Source organism: Maribacter sp. 4G9 (genome assembly GCF_002742265.1).
Taxonomy (GTDB): domain Bacteria; phylum Bacteroidota; class Bacteroidia; order Flavobacteriales; family Flavobacteriaceae; genus Maribacter.
In genome coordinates this window covers 1-16901 of sequence record NZ_MDGL01000003.1, presented here as the reverse complement: position 1 = coordinate 16901, position 16901 = coordinate 1, and the positions used below count along the sequence as shown (strand labels likewise).

General features: G+C 42.9%; 15 protein-coding genes. 12 read left to right on the top strand and 3 right to left on the bottom strand.

Translation table 11 applies throughout. The annotated features are described in order from the left end of the window. Positions 1-108 precede the first annotated feature (108 nt). From BFP75_RS00080 to BFP75_RS00070, 3 genes are all read right to left on the bottom strand, one after another. Entirely contained in the window at positions 109-1425 is a 1317-nt protein-coding gene (locus tag BFP75_RS00080; RefSeq protein WP_099542448.1) for a DEAD/DEAH box helicase, read from the bottom strand. Between the two features lie 258 nt (positions 1426-1683). Then, complete coding sequence (locus tag BFP75_RS00075) at positions 1684-3237, bottom strand: NAD(P)/FAD-dependent oxidoreductase (protein WP_099542447.1); 1554 nt, start codon at positions 3235-3237, stop codon at positions 1684-1686. Positions 3238-3268: 31 nt separating this feature from the next. Further along, positions 3269-4138 carry an AraC family transcriptional regulator gene (locus tag BFP75_RS00070; protein WP_099542464.1) on the bottom strand — a complete coding sequence of 290 codons (870 nt, stop codon included), beginning with the start codon at positions 4136-4138 and terminating at the stop codon, positions 3269-3271. 174 nt (positions 4139-4312) lie between these two features. Between BFP75_RS00070 and BFP75_RS00065 the strand changes: the two genes are divergently transcribed. The 12 genes from BFP75_RS00065 (at position 4313) to BFP75_RS00015 (ending at position 16728) form a co-directional block, all read left to right on the top strand. Further along, positions 4313-7816 (top strand): PVC-type heme-binding CxxCH protein, encoded by a 3504-nt coding sequence (locus BFP75_RS00065; protein ID WP_099542446.1) that lies wholly within the window; start codon positions 4313-4315, stop codon positions 7814-7816. A gap of 24 nt (positions 7817-7840) precedes the next feature. After that, the gene (locus BFP75_RS00060) at positions 7841-8698 is read left to right on the top strand and encodes a sugar phosphate isomerase/epimerase family protein (protein WP_099542445.1); all 858 of its coding nucleotides are present in this window, start codon (positions 7841-7843) and stop codon (positions 8696-8698) included. Positions 8699-8709: 11 nt separating this feature from the next. Further along, positions 8710-9837 (top strand): Gfo/Idh/MocA family oxidoreductase, encoded by a 1128-nt coding sequence (locus tag BFP75_RS00055; RefSeq protein WP_099542444.1) that lies wholly within the window; start codon positions 8710-8712, stop codon positions 9835-9837. Between the two features lie 244 nt (positions 9838-10081). Continuing rightward, positions 10082-12580, top strand: a complete 2499-nt coding sequence (locus tag BFP75_RS00050) for a C-type lectin domain-containing protein (protein WP_099542443.1) — start codon at positions 10082-10084, stop codon at positions 12578-12580. Positions 12581-12793: 213 nt separating this feature from the next. Beyond that, complete coding sequence (locus tag BFP75_RS00045) at positions 12794-13213, top strand: DUF2141 domain-containing protein (protein WP_165776505.1); 420 nt, start codon at positions 12794-12796, stop codon at positions 13211-13213. Positions 13214-13226: 13 nt separating this feature from the next. Beyond that, the gene (locus tag BFP75_RS22595; protein ID WP_317044498.1) at positions 13227-13616 is read left to right on the top strand and encodes a hypothetical protein; all 390 of its coding nucleotides are present in this window, start codon (positions 13227-13229) and stop codon (positions 13614-13616) included. After that, positions 13600-13836, top strand: a complete 237-nt coding sequence (locus BFP75_RS22590) for a hypothetical protein (protein WP_317044497.1) — start codon at positions 13600-13602, stop codon at positions 13834-13836. Before BFP75_RS22595 ends, BFP75_RS22590 begins: the two co-directional genes overlap by 17 nt. A gap of 9 nt (positions 13837-13845) precedes the next feature. Continuing rightward, complete coding sequence (locus BFP75_RS00035; RefSeq protein WP_099542441.1) at positions 13846-15210, top strand: 2TM domain-containing protein; 1365 nt, start codon at positions 13846-13848, stop codon at positions 15208-15210. Positions 15211-15420: 210 nt separating this feature from the next. Continuing rightward, positions 15421-15699 carry a 2TM domain-containing protein gene (locus BFP75_RS00030; protein WP_099542440.1) on the top strand — a complete coding sequence of 93 codons (279 nt, stop codon included), beginning with the start codon at positions 15421-15423 and terminating at the stop codon, positions 15697-15699. Between the two features lie 53 nt (positions 15700-15752). Then, on the top strand, positions 15753-16055 hold the full coding sequence (locus BFP75_RS00025; protein WP_099542439.1) for a 2TM domain-containing protein: 303 nt from the start codon (positions 15753-15755) through the stop codon (positions 16053-16055). Continuing rightward, on the top strand, positions 16055-16381 hold the full coding sequence (locus tag BFP75_RS00020) for a 2TM domain-containing protein (RefSeq protein ID WP_240531642.1): 327 nt from the start codon (positions 16055-16057) through the stop codon (positions 16379-16381). Before BFP75_RS00025 ends, BFP75_RS00020 begins: the two co-directional genes overlap by 1 nt. A gap of 5 nt (positions 16382-16386) precedes the next feature. After that, positions 16387-16728, top strand: coding sequence for a 2TM domain-containing protein (locus BFP75_RS00015; protein ID WP_099542437.1), 342 nt, complete (start codon positions 16387-16389; stop codon positions 16726-16728). Positions 16729-16901 lie beyond the last annotated feature (173 nt).

Below are 16901 nucleotides of genomic sequence, written 5' to 3'. Positions count from 1 at the left end.
AAAACCGAAAGTTTTACTAGATAATCGACATTTAAATGTTCTGACGCTTGCGTCGAAACTTACTATAAAGGTTTTTTTCAATACCACGTGGGCTTACTCCGAGGTCGATTACTGGGAATCTGAATTTCTTTGCCCCTTAGGTTTACTCCCTCGAAACTTGGATGTACCAGAGCTATTCCTGTTCTTGTTCCGGTTTCTATTTCGGTTCCTATTATTGTTTTGATTGGTTTGTGAAGTTTTGTTCGGTTTCTGACGTACAGGCTGTGCGTCTTCTTCTGTCTCGGAATCATCATCCACAAACTGATGTTCCGGCATACGGGGAACCGCCTGTTTGATCAGTTTTTCTATATCCCGAAGATAGGGGCGTTCCTCCTTGTCACAAAACGATAATGCAATTCCGCTGGCACTGGCCCTTCCGGTTCTTCCTATTCTGTGTACGTAGGTTTCGGAAACATTGGGAAGGTCATAATTTATGACCAATGAAAGTTCGTCCACATCAATACCTCTTGCTGCGATATCGGTAGCAATCAAGACCATTAATTTACCATCCTTAAAATCACCCAAGGCCTTTTGCCTTGCGGTCTGGGATTTATTTCCATGTATGGCCGCCGATTTGACACCGGCCTGGGATAATTTTTTTACGATTTTATTGGCACCATGCTTAGTCCTGGAAAATACCAAGACCGAATCTTTGGGGCGTTCCTGGAGCAGATGTGTCAACAGTTTGGGCTTATTCTTTTTACTCACAAAATAGACGCCTTGCTCCACTTTTTCGGCAGTGGCTTGTTGAGGTTTAATGGTTACACGTTCAAAATCGCCTAACATGGCCTTGGAAAGTTCTACGATATCCTGGGGCATCGTGGCAGAAAAGAATAGCGATTGCCTTTTTGGGGGCAATTTGGCGATGATCTTTTTTACATCATGAATAAAGCCCATATCCAACATTTGGTCCGCTTCGTCCAACACAACAAATTCTAGATTCTTAAAAGTAATATAACCTTGGTTCATTAAGTCCAATAGTCGACCGGGTGTGGCAACAAGGATGTCCACGCCATTTTTTAGGGCATTTACTTGTTTACCCTGTTTGACCCCACCAAAAATCACGGTGTTTTTGAGTCCGGTGTATTTGCCGTAGGCCGTAATGCTTTCCCCGATCTGTATGGCCAATTCCCGTGTTGGGGTCACTATCAAGGCCTTGACTTTTCTACTGTTATCCCGTAGGCTTATACCCTCGTAAAGATGATGCAAGATTGGAATGCTAAAGGCTGCTGTCTTACCGGTGCCCGTTTGAGCGACTCCTAGTAAGTCTTTCTTTTTAAGTAAAATGGGAATGGCTTGTTCTTGTATGGGGGTGGGATGGGTGTATCCTTCTTTTTGTAAGGCCTCCAAAATTGGTTCGGCAAGGCCAAGTTCTTTAAATGTCATGTATTTTTTATAAGCGGCAAAGGTACGGTTATTTGTGTTAGTGTGGTTGTTGGTTGTTGGTTGCTCGTTGATGGTTTTTAGTTGATGGTTTTTAGTTGATGGTTGTTGGTTGTTCGTTTTTGATTGTTCTTTGCTCGTTTGTGGGTTTCAACTATTAACTTTTAACGCTGAACACTTAACACTTAACACTGAACACTTAATGCTGAACTTGCGCTTGAACTTTGAATTCCGAACTTGAACGTACGCTTGAACTTATATTCACAGCCCCACAACGGCTGCCTCCGCACAACGTTCCCCGTCCATGGCCGCTGAAACGATACCCCCTGCAAAACCACCGCCCTCTCCACAGGGAAACAGTCCCTTTATTTGAACATGTTCCAAAGTTTTGGTTCTTGGGATGGTAATTGGGGAAGAGGTTCTGGATTCTACACCAACGATATTTGCTTCGGCGGTATAATAGCCGTGCATTTTTTCACCGAAGGCCTTGAATCCAGTTCGGAGCCGACTCCCAATGAGTTTGGGTAGCAGGGAATGTAAAGGTGCCGATTTCAATCCGGGTTGATATGACGTTGGGTTTAAATCGGCGGAAAGCCGACCTTCAACGAAGTCCGTTAATCGCTGTGCAGGAGCTGTTTGCGACCTTCCACCTGAAGTAAATGCCAAGCGTTCCAAGTCCTTTTGATATTCAAGTCCCTTTAATGCCCCGAAGTGTTCGTACTTGGGAATGTCCTCATCCACATTGATCTCTACCACAATGCCCGAATTCGCAAAGAGATTGTTCCGTTTTGAGGGGGACATGCCATTAACCACGACTTCACCTGGGGCCGTTGCAGCCGGTACTATGAAGCCACCGGGACACATACAGAATGAATACACCCCACGGCCTTTCACCTGTTCCACCAAACTGTAGGAGGCAGCGGGTAGCAACTCATTCCTGTGACCGGAACAGTGGTACTGAATACTGTCGATGATTTCTTGGGGGTGTTCTACCCGAACACCCATTGCGAAGCTCTTCGCATCCAAGGCAACTTTCTTTTTGTGAAGCAGTTCAAAAATATCACGGGCGGAATGCCCGGTTGCCAGAATGACCCGTTCCACCGTTATTTCACTTTCGTTTTGTAATACGATAGATTTTAATCGGTTGTCCTGAATGTTGAAATCGGTGACCCTAGTATTAAAATGGACTTCACCACCATATTTCAGGATGGTTTCGCGCATATTCTGCACGATTTTGGGCAATTTGTTCGTACCGATATGTGGATGGGCATCAATGAGGATATCCTCTTTCGCATCGTGATGGACAAGACTTTCGAAGATACGTCTTACGTCGCCCCGTTTTAAGCTACGGGTGTAGAGCTTTCCGTCCGAATAAGTGCCCGCACCACCTTCGCCAAAACAGTAATTGGAATTCTCACCTACGATATGGTCCTGATTAATGGCCTTAAGGTCACGTCTGCGGTCCTGTACATTTTTTCCGCGTTCAAAAACAATGGGTTTGTACCCAAGTTCCAGACAGCGTAGGGCCGCCCACATTCCTGCGGGACCAAATCCAATGATATGAATGGGCTTGGCCTTAGAAACATCTTGATATTCAAATGTATATTCGGTTTTATCCAAGGTTTCGCCCTTCGTAAAAACCGCCAATTTATAATTAAAGTAAATGGTGGGCTTACGGGCGTCTATGGATTTCCTAAGGACTTTAAAGGTAAATTCACTGGCGGTCAGCCCCAAATGACGGGCAATTTTTTGCTCGAGCATATTTTCATCCTCCGCTTCCTCTAGGCTGAGCCGCAACTGAATATTTCTGATCATAATGGCAAAATTACTTCAAAGAAATGGATACTTAGCGCGGTGCGAATTCCTTTTTGTAAGCTGAAGGTGTTCTTCGGGTGATAGCCTTAAACTGTTTGTTGAAGTTGGACAAGGTTTGGAAACCGCTAGAATAACAGGCCTGGGAAGCGTTCATCTTTTCTTCCAAAAGCAATTTGCACGTATGCCCAATGCGTATTTCACTGACAAACTCTGAAAAGGTTTTGTTGGCATGTATCTTAAAATACCTGCTGAATGAGGTAGGCGTCATATTCGTCAATTGCGCCAATTCATCCAATGAAATTTTATTTCGAAAATTTTTCATGACGTAGGCGTACACGGTGTTCATACGTTCCGTATCCCCTTGCTTTAGGGAGTTAATGTATCCCGGACTCGCCAAGTACTCTATTTCCTTGGTTTCGCTCAATAGGTTTAATATTTTTAAAAGCTCTAAAACGCGTTCCAACCCTTCCAATTGAAGCAAATTCTGCATTAATGTTTTAATTTCCTGGGATGTATTTCCGTTTATAAGTAGCCCCCTAAGACTTTTCTGAAAAAGTTGGTTCAACTTAAGTCCCTCTTCTTTGTGCAAAAGGTGTTCCCCTAAAAAATTTCCGTTGAAATACACGACTATCCCTTCGGAATAGGCTTTATGGCTAGGTAATTGGGTGTCGAAGTCACTTTTCCATAAATGGGGCAGATTGGGCCCAGTAAAGGTTATTTCTCCTTCCTTGTAGGGCCTAATACTATCACCAATAAACTGCGTGCCCCTTCCCTTTTGGACCAGAAATAACTGATATTCCTGATGAAAATGCCAGTTAGGGTCGAACAGCGGTTGTTTCAACGCTTTGGCGACCAAGGCATGGGATTCGGGAATTGGTGATTTTTCTAGCGCTAATTTCAAGCTTCGTTTTGAATAAGAGATTTGGTTTTTTCGAAAACAGAACACTTATTTGCCAGTAAAAATACTGTTTTGTTTTCAATCATGACAAAATACAGTCAGTATGAGATAAATGAAAGGAATTTAATGTGTCAAATTATGATTAAAATTGGTACTTAATTTAATATCTGGCATTTTATGAAGACGTTTTATAAGATATGTGCAGTATTGTTTGGTGTTTTTATACTGATAACAAGCTGCAAATCGGAAAATAAGGAAAAGGCATTTAAGGACGATGCTCCCCGAAGAATAGAATTGTTATTTCTGGGGCATTCCATTGAACATCACAATTCTGGTGCGTATTTCCCCATACTGGCTTCGGCCTTAACCAAGGATGGCATCAACATTACGTATACGGAAGATGTGAACGACTTAAATCCAGAGGAATTATCGCTTTACGATGGACTGATAATCTACGCCAATCACGAAGAAATAACAGATGCACAAGAAAAAGCCTTATTGGATTATATTCGTGAAGGCCATGCGTTTATTCCTATTCATTCGGCCAGTTTTTGTTTTAAAAATTCACCGGAATATATAGACTTGGTAGGGGCTCGGTTCATGAGTCACGAGACAGGTACGTTCACGGCTGAAATTTTAGACAGGGAACATCCTATCACAAAGGATTTAAAAGCTTTTGAAACATGGGACGAAACCTACGTACACGATAAAATTGCGGATGATATTCACGTTTTAATGGAACGTGCGGAGGGCGACCACAGGGAGCCCTGGACCTGGGTTAAGAATTATGGCGAAGGAAAAGTGTTCTACACGGCTTACGGACACGATGAGCGCACTTGGAACCACCCTGGTTTCCAAAATCTGGTCAAGGAGGGTATTTTGTGGGCCGTAGATGATATGGCCAAGAAGAATTGGGAAGCATTCGTTACGGATATTCCAACGTTACAATATGAGGATAGGGAAAATATTCCAAATTACGAGAAAAGGGACCCCGCTCCTAAGTATCAATTGCCCTTATCCCCTGAAGAATCCCAGAAATTCATTCAGGTGCCCCCTGGCTTTGAGGCTAAATTATTTGCAGCGGAACCGGATATCATTAATAATATTGCCATGAACTGGGATGAAAAAGGCCGACTTTGGGTGATTGAAACAGTGGATTACCCAAATACAGTACGAAACGATGATAGTATAGGTGATGATAAAGTAAAAATTCTAGAGGATACCGATGGTGATGGCAAGGCCGATAAGGTAACCGTCTTTGCCGATAAGCTGAACATCCCTACCAGTTTTGCTTTTTACGATGGCGGCATCGTAGTTTCCCAAGCACCGGAATTCATCTTTTTAAAGGATACGGATGGGGATGACAAGGCAGATGTTCGGGAAACCCTGATTGAAGGCTGGGGCACCTTTGACACTCATGCAGGTCCTTCCAATTTGCAATATGGGATTGACAATCAATTATATGGGGTAGTAGGCTACTCCGGATTTGAAGGTCAGATTTTTGGAAAGGATTTCAAATTTAACCAAAACGTGTATAGGTTCAATCCTAAAAAAAACACCTTTGAAGTATTGACAAATACTTCCAATAATACGTGGGGATTGGGATTGACCGAGGATAATTCCATTTTTGCATCTACAGCGAACAATACGCACAGCGTTTTTGTAGGTATTCCCAATGTCAATTTCACCCATGTAAAAGGTATTGGAACGGACGGTAGCGCTAAAATAGATGGTCACTACGATATGCAACCCATTACGCCCAATTATAGACAGGTCGATGTTTTTGGTGGCTTTACGGCCGCTGCCGGACATCATTTTTATACCGCTAGAGAATATCCAGAGAAATATTGGAACAAGATAGCATTCGTATGCGAGCCTACGGGGGGCTTGGTGCACCAAGCAAGAATCATAAAGGACGGCGCAGGATATGTAGAGGAAGATGCCGGTAATCTTTTTGCATCTGCGGACGAGTGGAGTTCCCCTGTGGAAGCCAAAGTGGGTCCGGATGGTGTGGTTTGGGTCGCTGACTGGTATAATTTTATTGTACAGCACAATCCCACCCCAAATAAGGATAGGGGCGGTTATGATGCAGAAAATGGGGATGGAAATGCCTATGTGAATCCATTACGTGATAAGTCCCACGGAAGAATTTATAGGATAGTTCCTAAGTACGATTATGACTATGAACCGATGCAATTGTCCAAGGAAGACCCAGATGCTTTAATAGAGGCTTTGAGCAACGACAATCAATTTTGGAGATTGACCGCTCAACGTCTTTTGGTGGAACGAGGAGAAACCGATGTTTTGAATGATCTATATAAATTGGCGAATAAAAAAGAGGTTGACAGCGAAGAATTGAATAATGCCGCGTTACATGCACTTTGGACCATTGATGGCCTGGGTGCTTTGGAATCGGACAGTAATGCCCTTGGGGTAGTGAAAGGAGCACTATACCATAAGGCTGCAGGCGTTCGTAAAGCGGCCATCCAGTTATTGCCTCGAAATGATGATTCTGACGATGCCTTGTTCAAGGCGAATACCCTGAACGATCGAGAACCGAATGTACAGTTAGAGGCGCTGCTTTATTTTTCGGAAAGGCCATCCTCGCAAAAGGTAGGTTCTTTGCTCTATGATTTAGGCAGAAACGAAGCTGTTTTAAACGATGAGTGGATGTTCAAAGGAATATATACTGCATCTGCTCAAAATAGTGATGGGTTTTTAAACGCCTTTAAACAACAAAACCCAACGTATAAAATGCCTGAGGCAACTACCAATGATATGGCGGCCATGGGTTACAATGATGCGGATTGGGAGATTATGGATTTACCACAATACATAGAGGACGCAGGATTGGATATAGACGGGGTTATCTGGTTTAGAAAGGAAATCTCCTTACCATCATCGGCCTCGGATAAAGTAGGCACAATTTCCTTGGGACCCGTTGATGATTCCGATGTAACCTATATCAACGGAACAGAAGTTGGAAGTATGGCGGCCAGCTATAAATCCATGCGAAATTATGATATTCCAAAAGGGGTTTTAAGAGCAGGGAAAAATGTAATTTCCGTACGTGTTGATGATACGGGGGGTGAAGGCGGAATTTATGGTAGAAGTTGGTCAATGAACATCAGGCTAGGTGAAGAAAGGTACTCATTGGCCGGACCATGGAAGTATAAAGTGGAAAAGAATTATTCCAACAAGGTAGCAAAAACGTATACGGAAGCGGATTTGGCCGTATTGCTCATGAAGAATTATGGAAGTGAAGATGATGTCTCTTCGGATATGACGGATGAAGATTTTTCCAATGCGAAAAAGATCGTTATTAAAACAATAACGAACGAGATGAAATTCGATGTTACCAAGTTTGAAGTGAAAGCTGGAGAACAGGTAGAATTGATATTGGAAAACCCTGATTTTATGCAGCATAACCTCATTATAACCAAACCTGGTAAAAAGGAAGCGGTAGGTGCAGCGGCGGATAAAATGGCAGCGGACCCAGATGCAGCGGAACTCTTTTATATTCCACAAACTGATGATGTATTATTTGCAACTCCGTTATTGAACCCGAACGACACCTATTCATTGAAATTCACGGCGCCAACAAAGCCCGGTGAATACCCCTTTATATGTACGTTCCCCGGTCATTGGAGAATCATGCAAGGGGTAATGGTCGTAAAATAGTATCCAAGATTTAGGAAGAGAAGCATGAAGAACAAGATAAATTTTGGTGTAAGCACGTGGCTTTGGCAATCGCCCTTTACTACGGAATCGATATCGTTATTTCCTAAAATTAAGTCCATGGGCTTCGATGTTGTGGAGATTCCCGTCGAGGACCCGGATTTAATTGATGTTAAAATTTTAAAAGAAGCATTGGATGTCCATGGACTACAACCAACGATTTGCATTGTTTTTGGCGATGATAAGGATTTGACCTCTGAGGACAAGAGGCTACACAAAAATTGTTTTGAACATGCGGAAAAGTGTTTTTCCTTAGCTTCGGAGCTTGGTGTAAGTTTTGTTGCCGGACCGCTCTATGCCGCTGTGGGCAAGGCCCGTTTGGCACCCGAAGCGGAAAAGAAAGCGGAATGGGGCAGGGCGGTTGCCAATTTAAGAACGCTCTCCGGTATCGCTAAAAATCAAGGTCTGGATATCGCCTTGGAACCTTTGAACCGTTTTGAATCGGATCTAATCAACACTGCCGATGATGTAGTGCGACTGCTCGATGCTATTAACGAGAAGAACATGAAAATCATTCTGGATAGTTTCCATATGACCATCGAGGAGCAAGATATTCGTCTAGCAATCAATACGGCGGGCAAACGATTGATCCATGTTCAGGTTTCGGAAAATCACCGGGGGATTCCCGGTACGGGTCTGACACCTTGGGCCGAATTCGCAAAAGGTTTGCAGGATGTCGAATATTCAGGGGCCTTGGTCATTGAAAGCTTTACGCCGGAAATTCCCGAATTGGCAGCAGCCGTAAATATTTGGAAAAAACTGGCGGACACACAGGATGCATTTGCATCCGAAGGATTGAAATTTTTAAAGAATACGTTTAAGTAAAATTGAAAAATATGAGTACAAAGAAAGTGAATGTGGCCATCATCGGGTTAGGTTTTGGTGCAGAATTTATTCCCATATATCAAAAGCATCCCAATGCGAATTTAGTAGCCCTCTGCCAACGAAACGAGGCCAAATTGAACGAACTGGCGGACGCCTTCGGTATCGACAAGAGATATACCTCTTATGAGGAACTACTTAAAGACCCGGAGATTGATGCCGTGCATATCAATACGCCGATTCCCAATCATGGGGAGCAATCGATTAAGGCATTAAAAGCGGGCAAGCATGTGGCCTGTACGGTACCCATGGCCACTACCGTTGAGGAATGCGAAGAAATCGTAAAATTGACCCAAGAAACGGGACTTACGTACATGATGATGGAAACCGTAGTCTATGCACGTGAGTTTTTGTTTATGAAGGAACTCTATGAAAAGGGGGAATTGGGCAAGATTCAGTTCTTAAAGGCAAGCCATCAACAAGATATGGACGGGTGGCCCAATTACTGGCCCGGACTACCACCAATGCACTATGCAACACATTGTGTGGGGCCTGTTTTGGCATTGACCAAAGGTGAAGCGGAATATGTTTCCTGCTTCGGCTCGGGTACGATAAGGGAAGAATTGATCAAAGAATACAATTCGCCCTATGCCGTGGAAACCACCCATATTAAATTCAAGGATTCAGATTTGAGCGCACAAGTGTATCGGTCGTTATTTGATGTAGCAAGACAATATCGGGAAAGCTTCGAAGTCTACGGTTCCAAAAAATCGGTGGAGTGGCCCTTGATAGAGGGAAAACCCTTGGTAGTACATACCGCAAAAAAACCGGAACCAGAAATTCCGGAAGAGGTTGAAAGTCCGGATTATGCAAAACTATTGCCCAAGGAAATCCAACATTTTACCACCCAAGGGGTTTATGATTCCGAGGAAAATGAACATTTGTCCTTTACCCAGGGCGCGGGCCACGGGGGGTCACATCCGCACTTGGTGCATGAATTTGTGGAGGCCTTGATTCAGGAGAGGTCCCCTTATCCCAATGCAAAGCAATCTGCCAATATTACCTGTGTAGGGATTTTGGCACATGAATCCGCACAACAGGGTGGGGCCATCATAAAATTGCCGGAGTTTACATTTTCCTAAGGATGAAGGGCAGTTCGTTCCATCTACTTGGTTTTTGTAAAGCGATTTATGGCGATGGAAAAGCACTTTCATATGTTCGGATGACCGCTATAAAAGGCCTATTTGCCACTAAAAGTACCTGCCTTACAACATAAAATAGGGCAAGGTACCCTTAGTTGTTTATTTTTAGGGCTTATCTCTAGTTGGAATAACTTTGAAGCATATTGTAGGCTTATTTTTCTCATTAGTGTTTGGATTCCATGTTATGAATGGCCAGGAGACGTATTTGGATACGTTTACCACCTTTTCCTATGGCAATAATGATGGTTCCATGCCCTTTGCTGGCAATTGGACCGAAACAGGGGAAGCGGACAACCCAGGTTCCGGAAGAACACAGATTGATGGCCAGCGCCTTCGACTTCAGAATTTGGATAATAACTATATCACTAGAAACCTCAACCTTGCAAATGCCCTGAGCGCAACGCTTACCCTCGACTTTCAGCGGACCAATGGCGACGAAATTGTCACGGTTCAACTATTTGATGGAAGCACGTATGCCTCGATAGGTAACCTAAATGGCACAGGTTCTTTTAGTTATAGCTTGAACGCCAACCAAATGAACGCTAATGCAGGTATCCGGTTTACGTCAGGTAGTAGCGGTTGGAGCAATTCCGAGACAATGTATATAGACAATGTATTGTTCACCGTTGTATTCCCTAATGCCCCTCCCGTAGTGGTAGCATCGGGAAATCAAGTGTACTGTAACGGTGGTAGCACACCTATTGCCCAAAGTATTAGCATTACCGATCCAGACGATACTTCTACAACAGCGGTTTATGTTCAAATATCCAATGGATATGTAGCTGGGGAAGATCTTCTGACTCTCACAGGTACTCATCCGGGTATTACTTCAAGTTGGGATGCTATAGAAGGAAAGATTACCTTACAAGGTCCAGCGACGTATACAGCATTTGAAAATGCCATTTTAGGCGTCCAATATAGCACAAGTGCATCAAATCCGACAGGTAGCCGACAGTTTTCCATTACCGTGGGCGAGGCAAACTTTTTGCCTGCAACAGGACATTTTTATGAATACGTGGCGGACGTGGGAATTTCTTGGACCGATGCCGAAGTGGCCGCCAGCAATCGTACATATTTTGGACTTCAGGGCTATCTGGCCACCCTGACTACTCAAGAGGAAGCTGATTTTTCCGGTTCACAGGCACAAGGTGTTGGGTGGATAGGTGCTACCGATGCTGCCTCTGAAGGCCAATGGCTTTGGGTTACCGGACCGGAAGCTGGAACACCATTTTGGAACGGTAGGGCGAATGGAAATACACTCCCGCCCACCAATTTTGCCAATTGGAACGGTGGGGAGCCCAATCAAGCAGGCAATGAAGATTATGCTCATATCACAGATCCATCCGTGGTAAGGGGTGGAGCGCCCCTGGGATCATGGAACGATTTACCCAATGGAGGGGGAAGTGGCGCCTATAGACCGCAAGGTTATGTGGTGGAATACGGTGGCATGTCCGGTGATCCAGTGCTGAACATTAGTGCTTCCACTACCTTGACTATGGACAACAATCCGCCTACTTGGACTACTTCCAGTGGAGCTTTGGATGAAAACTACCAGTGTGCCGGTGATGTACCCTCCTTAGCGGCCTGTGGTGACCTCAATGTAACATTTTTTAACGAGGCGCAATATTCATGGGGTTTCGGTCTTCAAAACAACACAGGCTCCCAAATCGATGCTTGGGAGGTGCGTATCGCCAATGCCGACTATCAGCTAAACGTTTCCCAATTGAGCAACCAAGCGGCTTTCACATATTCCGAAATTGATAATAGCAATGGAACGTATAATTTGATCTTGACTGGTACGGCACCAATAGCACCCTATGGTGGTATTCCGGGAGGCAATATTCAATGGACGGGAGTCAATTTTGGCTATGATCCCTCTTCCGCTGGCATTACGGTTTTTTGCGGGTCACTACCTTTTGTACCTCCCTTGGCCACGGATGATTGTTCTGTCACTGATATTACCATCCTAAATGATGAAATAACAACATTTAATTCCGAAAACGATTTTACAAGAGTCATTACCTATCAGGCTGCGGACAGCAATGGCAATACCAGTGTTCCATTTACCAAAACCATTACAGTCCAGGATACTATGGCACCTACCGCTAGTAATCCACCGCCTGTTACCGTTTTTTGTAATGCCGACATACCAATTCCCGACATTAACGTGGTCACCGATGAAGCCGATAATTGTATTGTTCCCTTGACAGTGGCCCATTTAGGAGATAGTACCGATGGCGGTACTAACCCGGAAACCATTACTAGAACTTATAGTATTACGGATAATGCCGGAAACTCGAGTAGTGTATTTCAAACTATTTCAGTATATACTGTTGGGATATCTGCACAACCTTCCAATATAGCGACAGTAGCAGGGACTACCCTTGGATTTATGGTCACTGCCAACAATGCGGATCAATACCAATGGCAAGTCAGCACCAATGGAGGGGCTTCATATACAGACCTCACCAATGGCAATGGGTATATAGGAGTTCAAACGGCAAACCTGCAAATACTAGGTGCTGCCGTTGACCTTCAAAAGAATGGGTATCGTTATCGGGTTTTGGTATCCAATTCCGCGGCCTCATGTCCGCCATTGATCTCCCAGGCCGCTATTTTGACCATTGGGGTGCGCTCCATTATTACAAATAGGCGAATAACCTATCGGGCCAACAAGAACTAGGAATAACAATTTTAAAATAGTCTTCTTTGGTCCGTTCCTTAAGTTAATTGGATAATCCGGGGAAAATCGACAAAATCAGAGCGTTACTTTTCCCAAATGCCTATGGTTAAAAAAATTACAATCCATCATGAAAAATCTACAATTGGGTAATACTTTTTATAAATTGCGGGACTATTCCATGAAATTTGAACAGCAAACTAAATGTTTAACCCAATGAAGTGTCTTTTAACCATTTTAGGTATTTTTTGGTTAACCTTAGGAACGGCGCAAACCGCTGCCATGGGAACTATTGAACTTGAAATTACCGGAATGGAGAATGACGAAGGCCAGATGTTGGTGGGACTTTACAATACCGAGGAAGGGTGGTTGTTGAAGCCTTTCAAGGGAGCTTTCGGTAAAATAGCCAATGGTGTCACCACGGTTATTTTCAGGGATATCCCAGAGGGAGTATACGCCATTTCCGTGTTTCATGACAAGGACAACGACGGAAAGCTCAACAGGCTTTTTGGACTTCCTACCGAACGTTTTGGAGCCTCCAACAACGCACCTTCAAGATTTGGTCCCCCTAAATGGCGGGATGCAAAATTTCAGCTATTGGGTGGAACATTGAAACATTCAATTCAAATTCACTAAAAAGCTGTTCAAAATGAAGAAATTTATTGCACTGCTCTTGGTAGTGTTCACTACCAGTGCCTGGTCCCAAGACCAATTTACAAAGGGAATGCAGAAGGCCTTTGCCCTTTGGGGAGAAGGCAAGTCCATGGAAGCCTCTAATTTGTTCGAAAGAATAAGCAATGCGGAGCAAGACAATTGGCTGCCCTATTATTATGTAGCACAGATAAATACTATAAACTCTTTTGGCGAAAAGGACGAAAATAAATTGAAACAACAATTGGAAAAGGCCCAGGAATTTCTGGATATCGCCCAACAACCCAGAAATCATGGTGCAACAGGCTATGACATACACAGCGTGGATAGCATACGATGGGGCAACGTATGGGATGACCCACTCCGGAAAGGTGGTTGCACTATATAACGAAGCGCTTAAAATTGCACCGGATAATCCCCGGGTAGTGTTTTCAAAGGCGGAATGGGACATGGGTTCCGCTGCCTATTTTGGGCAGGATACTGCACCCTATTGCAAAGACGTGGAACGATCCTTGGAACTTTTTGCTAACTTTAAACCAGAAGGTCCTTTTTTTCCCAATTGGGGTGAGGACCGGGCGAAAGAAACCCTTGCGAGGTGTAATGGATAATGTCGCGCTATGAATGCAACAAAAGATTTGGGACAAGAAAGTAAATCTTCCTTTGAAACGATTAGGAAGGTTCTCAGGATAAGCTTATACATTACCCTAGGTATTTCCTCCATAAATATTTTTTTCGCTTTTCAAAATGGGTTTGTTTGGCAAAATGAATTGGAGGATATAGCCATAACCTTCGTATATGCCTTGACCATTACCGCATGCAACATTTATTACAACGACTACCTTTCCGAAAAATTTAGTTGGGAGACACAAACCCAAAAGCGACTTTGGTTTGGTGCGATCGGGTCTATTTTATTGACCGTACTTTCATACGGTCTTGCCAGAATCATAGTGGAGGTTGGTTATTTGGGGAATAGTTTTCAGGATTTTTTTAAGAACGAGAATTACGGTACCTACATATACACATTACTGATCGCCATTTTGGTTTCTGCAATATTGCATGCATTTTACTTTTATAAGGCATTACAGGACAGTAAGGTAAAGGAGCAAAAGGTCATAGCCGGGACGGCATCGGCAAAGTTCGATGCTTTGAAGAACCAATTAGATCCCCACTTTCTATTCAATAGTTTAAATGTGCTTACAAGTTTAATAGAGGAGGATCCAAACCAAGCCCAAAAATTCACCACGTCGCTTTCCAAAGTGTATCGGTATGTCTTGGAACAAAAAAATAAGGACCTGGTCTCTGTGGATGAGGAATTACAATTCGCCAATACCTATGTAAAGCTTTTGAAAATGAGATTTGAGGACAGTATTATTCTGGATATACCTGAAAATGCAACCAATCCTGAAGCTAAAATTGTACCTCTGTCTTTGCAATTATTGCTCGAAAATGCCGTCAAACATAATATAGTGAACAGTGCCAAGCCCCTTTACATAAAAATTTTCGAGGAAGACGGAAACTTAAAAGTTACCAATAACCTTCAGGAAAAGCAAGTGGTCAAGAAAAGCAGTGGGGTGGGCTTGCAGAATATTCAACAGCGCTATGAGCTATTGAGCAACCGCAAAATGGAAATCTTTAAAACCGCTAGCGATTTTACCGTGCAGCTTCCCATGTTAACTCAAAAAATATCCGTAGTGGAGACCCAAGAGGATTTTATTGAGGATAAGCGGTATCAAAAGGCCAAGGAGCGTGTAGAGAATGTAAAGGGCTTTTATGGGAACCTCATAGCGTATTGTATCGTAATACCCTTTCTTGCTTTTTTAAATTATAGGACAACTAGTTTTCCATGGGTTATTTTTCCGGTATTGGGCTGGGGCTTTGGGTTGCTTACCCATGGCATGGAAGCTTTTGGATACCATCCAATTTGGGGCAAACGTTGGGAGGAAAGGAAACTCCGTGAATTAATGGAAAAGGACGATTTTTAGCGTGTAATCTAAATGATATCGGGTTGGAATCGCCTTGTTTTTAGCCAATTAGATTTCATCGTTCAAGGGTGTTTTGGCAAAGGATTCCCAATTTTACAATCCATCCTAAAAAATATACAGTTGGGTACTTCCTTTTTTTAAATCCCTTATACTTTATAGAAATTTGAAGTGTCGGTAATAATAAATTCAAACTATTTAAAAACTAAGATTATGGAAACTTCAAACGAGTTCAGATACAAAAGGGCTAAAGAGAAAATAGAGGAAATTAAGGCTTTCTACGGAAACTTGTTAGCCTATTGTATTATCATACCATTTTTGGCCTGGATCAATTACAATACCACTAGTTTTCCTTGGGTGATTTTCCCCGCTATTGGATGGGGGATAGGTCTTTTGGGCCATTGGATGAACGTTACGGGGAACCATCCCTTTTTTGGAAAGGATTGGGAAAGAAGAAAGTTGGAAGAATTAATGAAAAGGGATGAGTTTTAAGGAATGAACTATCTTTAAGTAAAACAGACCATCAATATATAAACCAACGGGTTATGACACATAATAATCAAGAATCAAAATATTACAGGGCCAAGGAGCGTGTAGAAAATATAAGGAAATTCTATACAAGTTTTTTATCCTATATCCTCTTTATAGCATTTTTAGGAGGATTAAATTATTGGCTGGACGAATGGCGGTACCCTTGGTTTTTGTGGGCCGCCTTTGGATGGGGAATTGGTCTGATATTCCAAGCGGTAAAGGCCTTTGGCTTTATTCCTATTTTAGGAAAGGACTGGGAGGAAAGAAAAATTAATGAGCTTATGCGGGAGGATGAGGAACAAACAAAATGGAAATAATGGAAAGAGATCAAAATAAATTGGAACGTGCCAAGGAAAGATTAAAGGAACTCAAAGATTTTTATTGGCATCTGGCATTCTATATTGGTGTTAACAGCTTTATAAGCATTTCCACCATTATTGGAAGAATGGATAACGGAGCCGATTTTTTGGATGTACTGGACTTTGGAACCTTTGCGGTATGGATCTTTTGGGGAATCGGATTATTTTTCCACGGCATGAAGGTGTTTTCCTATAACCCTATTTTTTCAAAGGAATGGGAAGCACGGCAAATCCAAAAATATATGGAAAAGGATAGGAAGGAAGCTGAAAAATTTAGACAATAAAAACCATGGAAAATAATATAACGGAAAAGAGGTTAAAGGCGAGAAAACGAGTGGACGATATGAAAAAATTCTATCGCCACCTTAGGGTGTACATTATAATCAATGTTTTGTTGCTGGTTGTAAAATTCAATCTGTTCCAGTGGTTCAAGGATGATTATGAATGGTTACAAAGCCCTCAGTTCAATGATTGGTTTAGTTGGAACGTATTTGGAACTCCCGTGCTATGGGGTTTGGGCCTGCTCGTGCACGGATTATATGTCTTTAAGTTTAAATCCAAATCTTGGCAAGAACTTAAACCTAAATTCCTAAAGGATTGGGAGAATAGACAAATAGAAAAATTGACTTAGGTACTTAATCAATAACGATAGAAGTAGTAAATTCGGGGAAACAAACATCAAGAACATGGAGCAAAGATTCAAGAGCATGTCCCTTTTCGACTTTATGGAGAAATTCCCGGACACGGACAGCTGCCTGTCGCATCTGGCCTGGCTAAAGTGGGACGGGGGCTACAGGTGCCCCA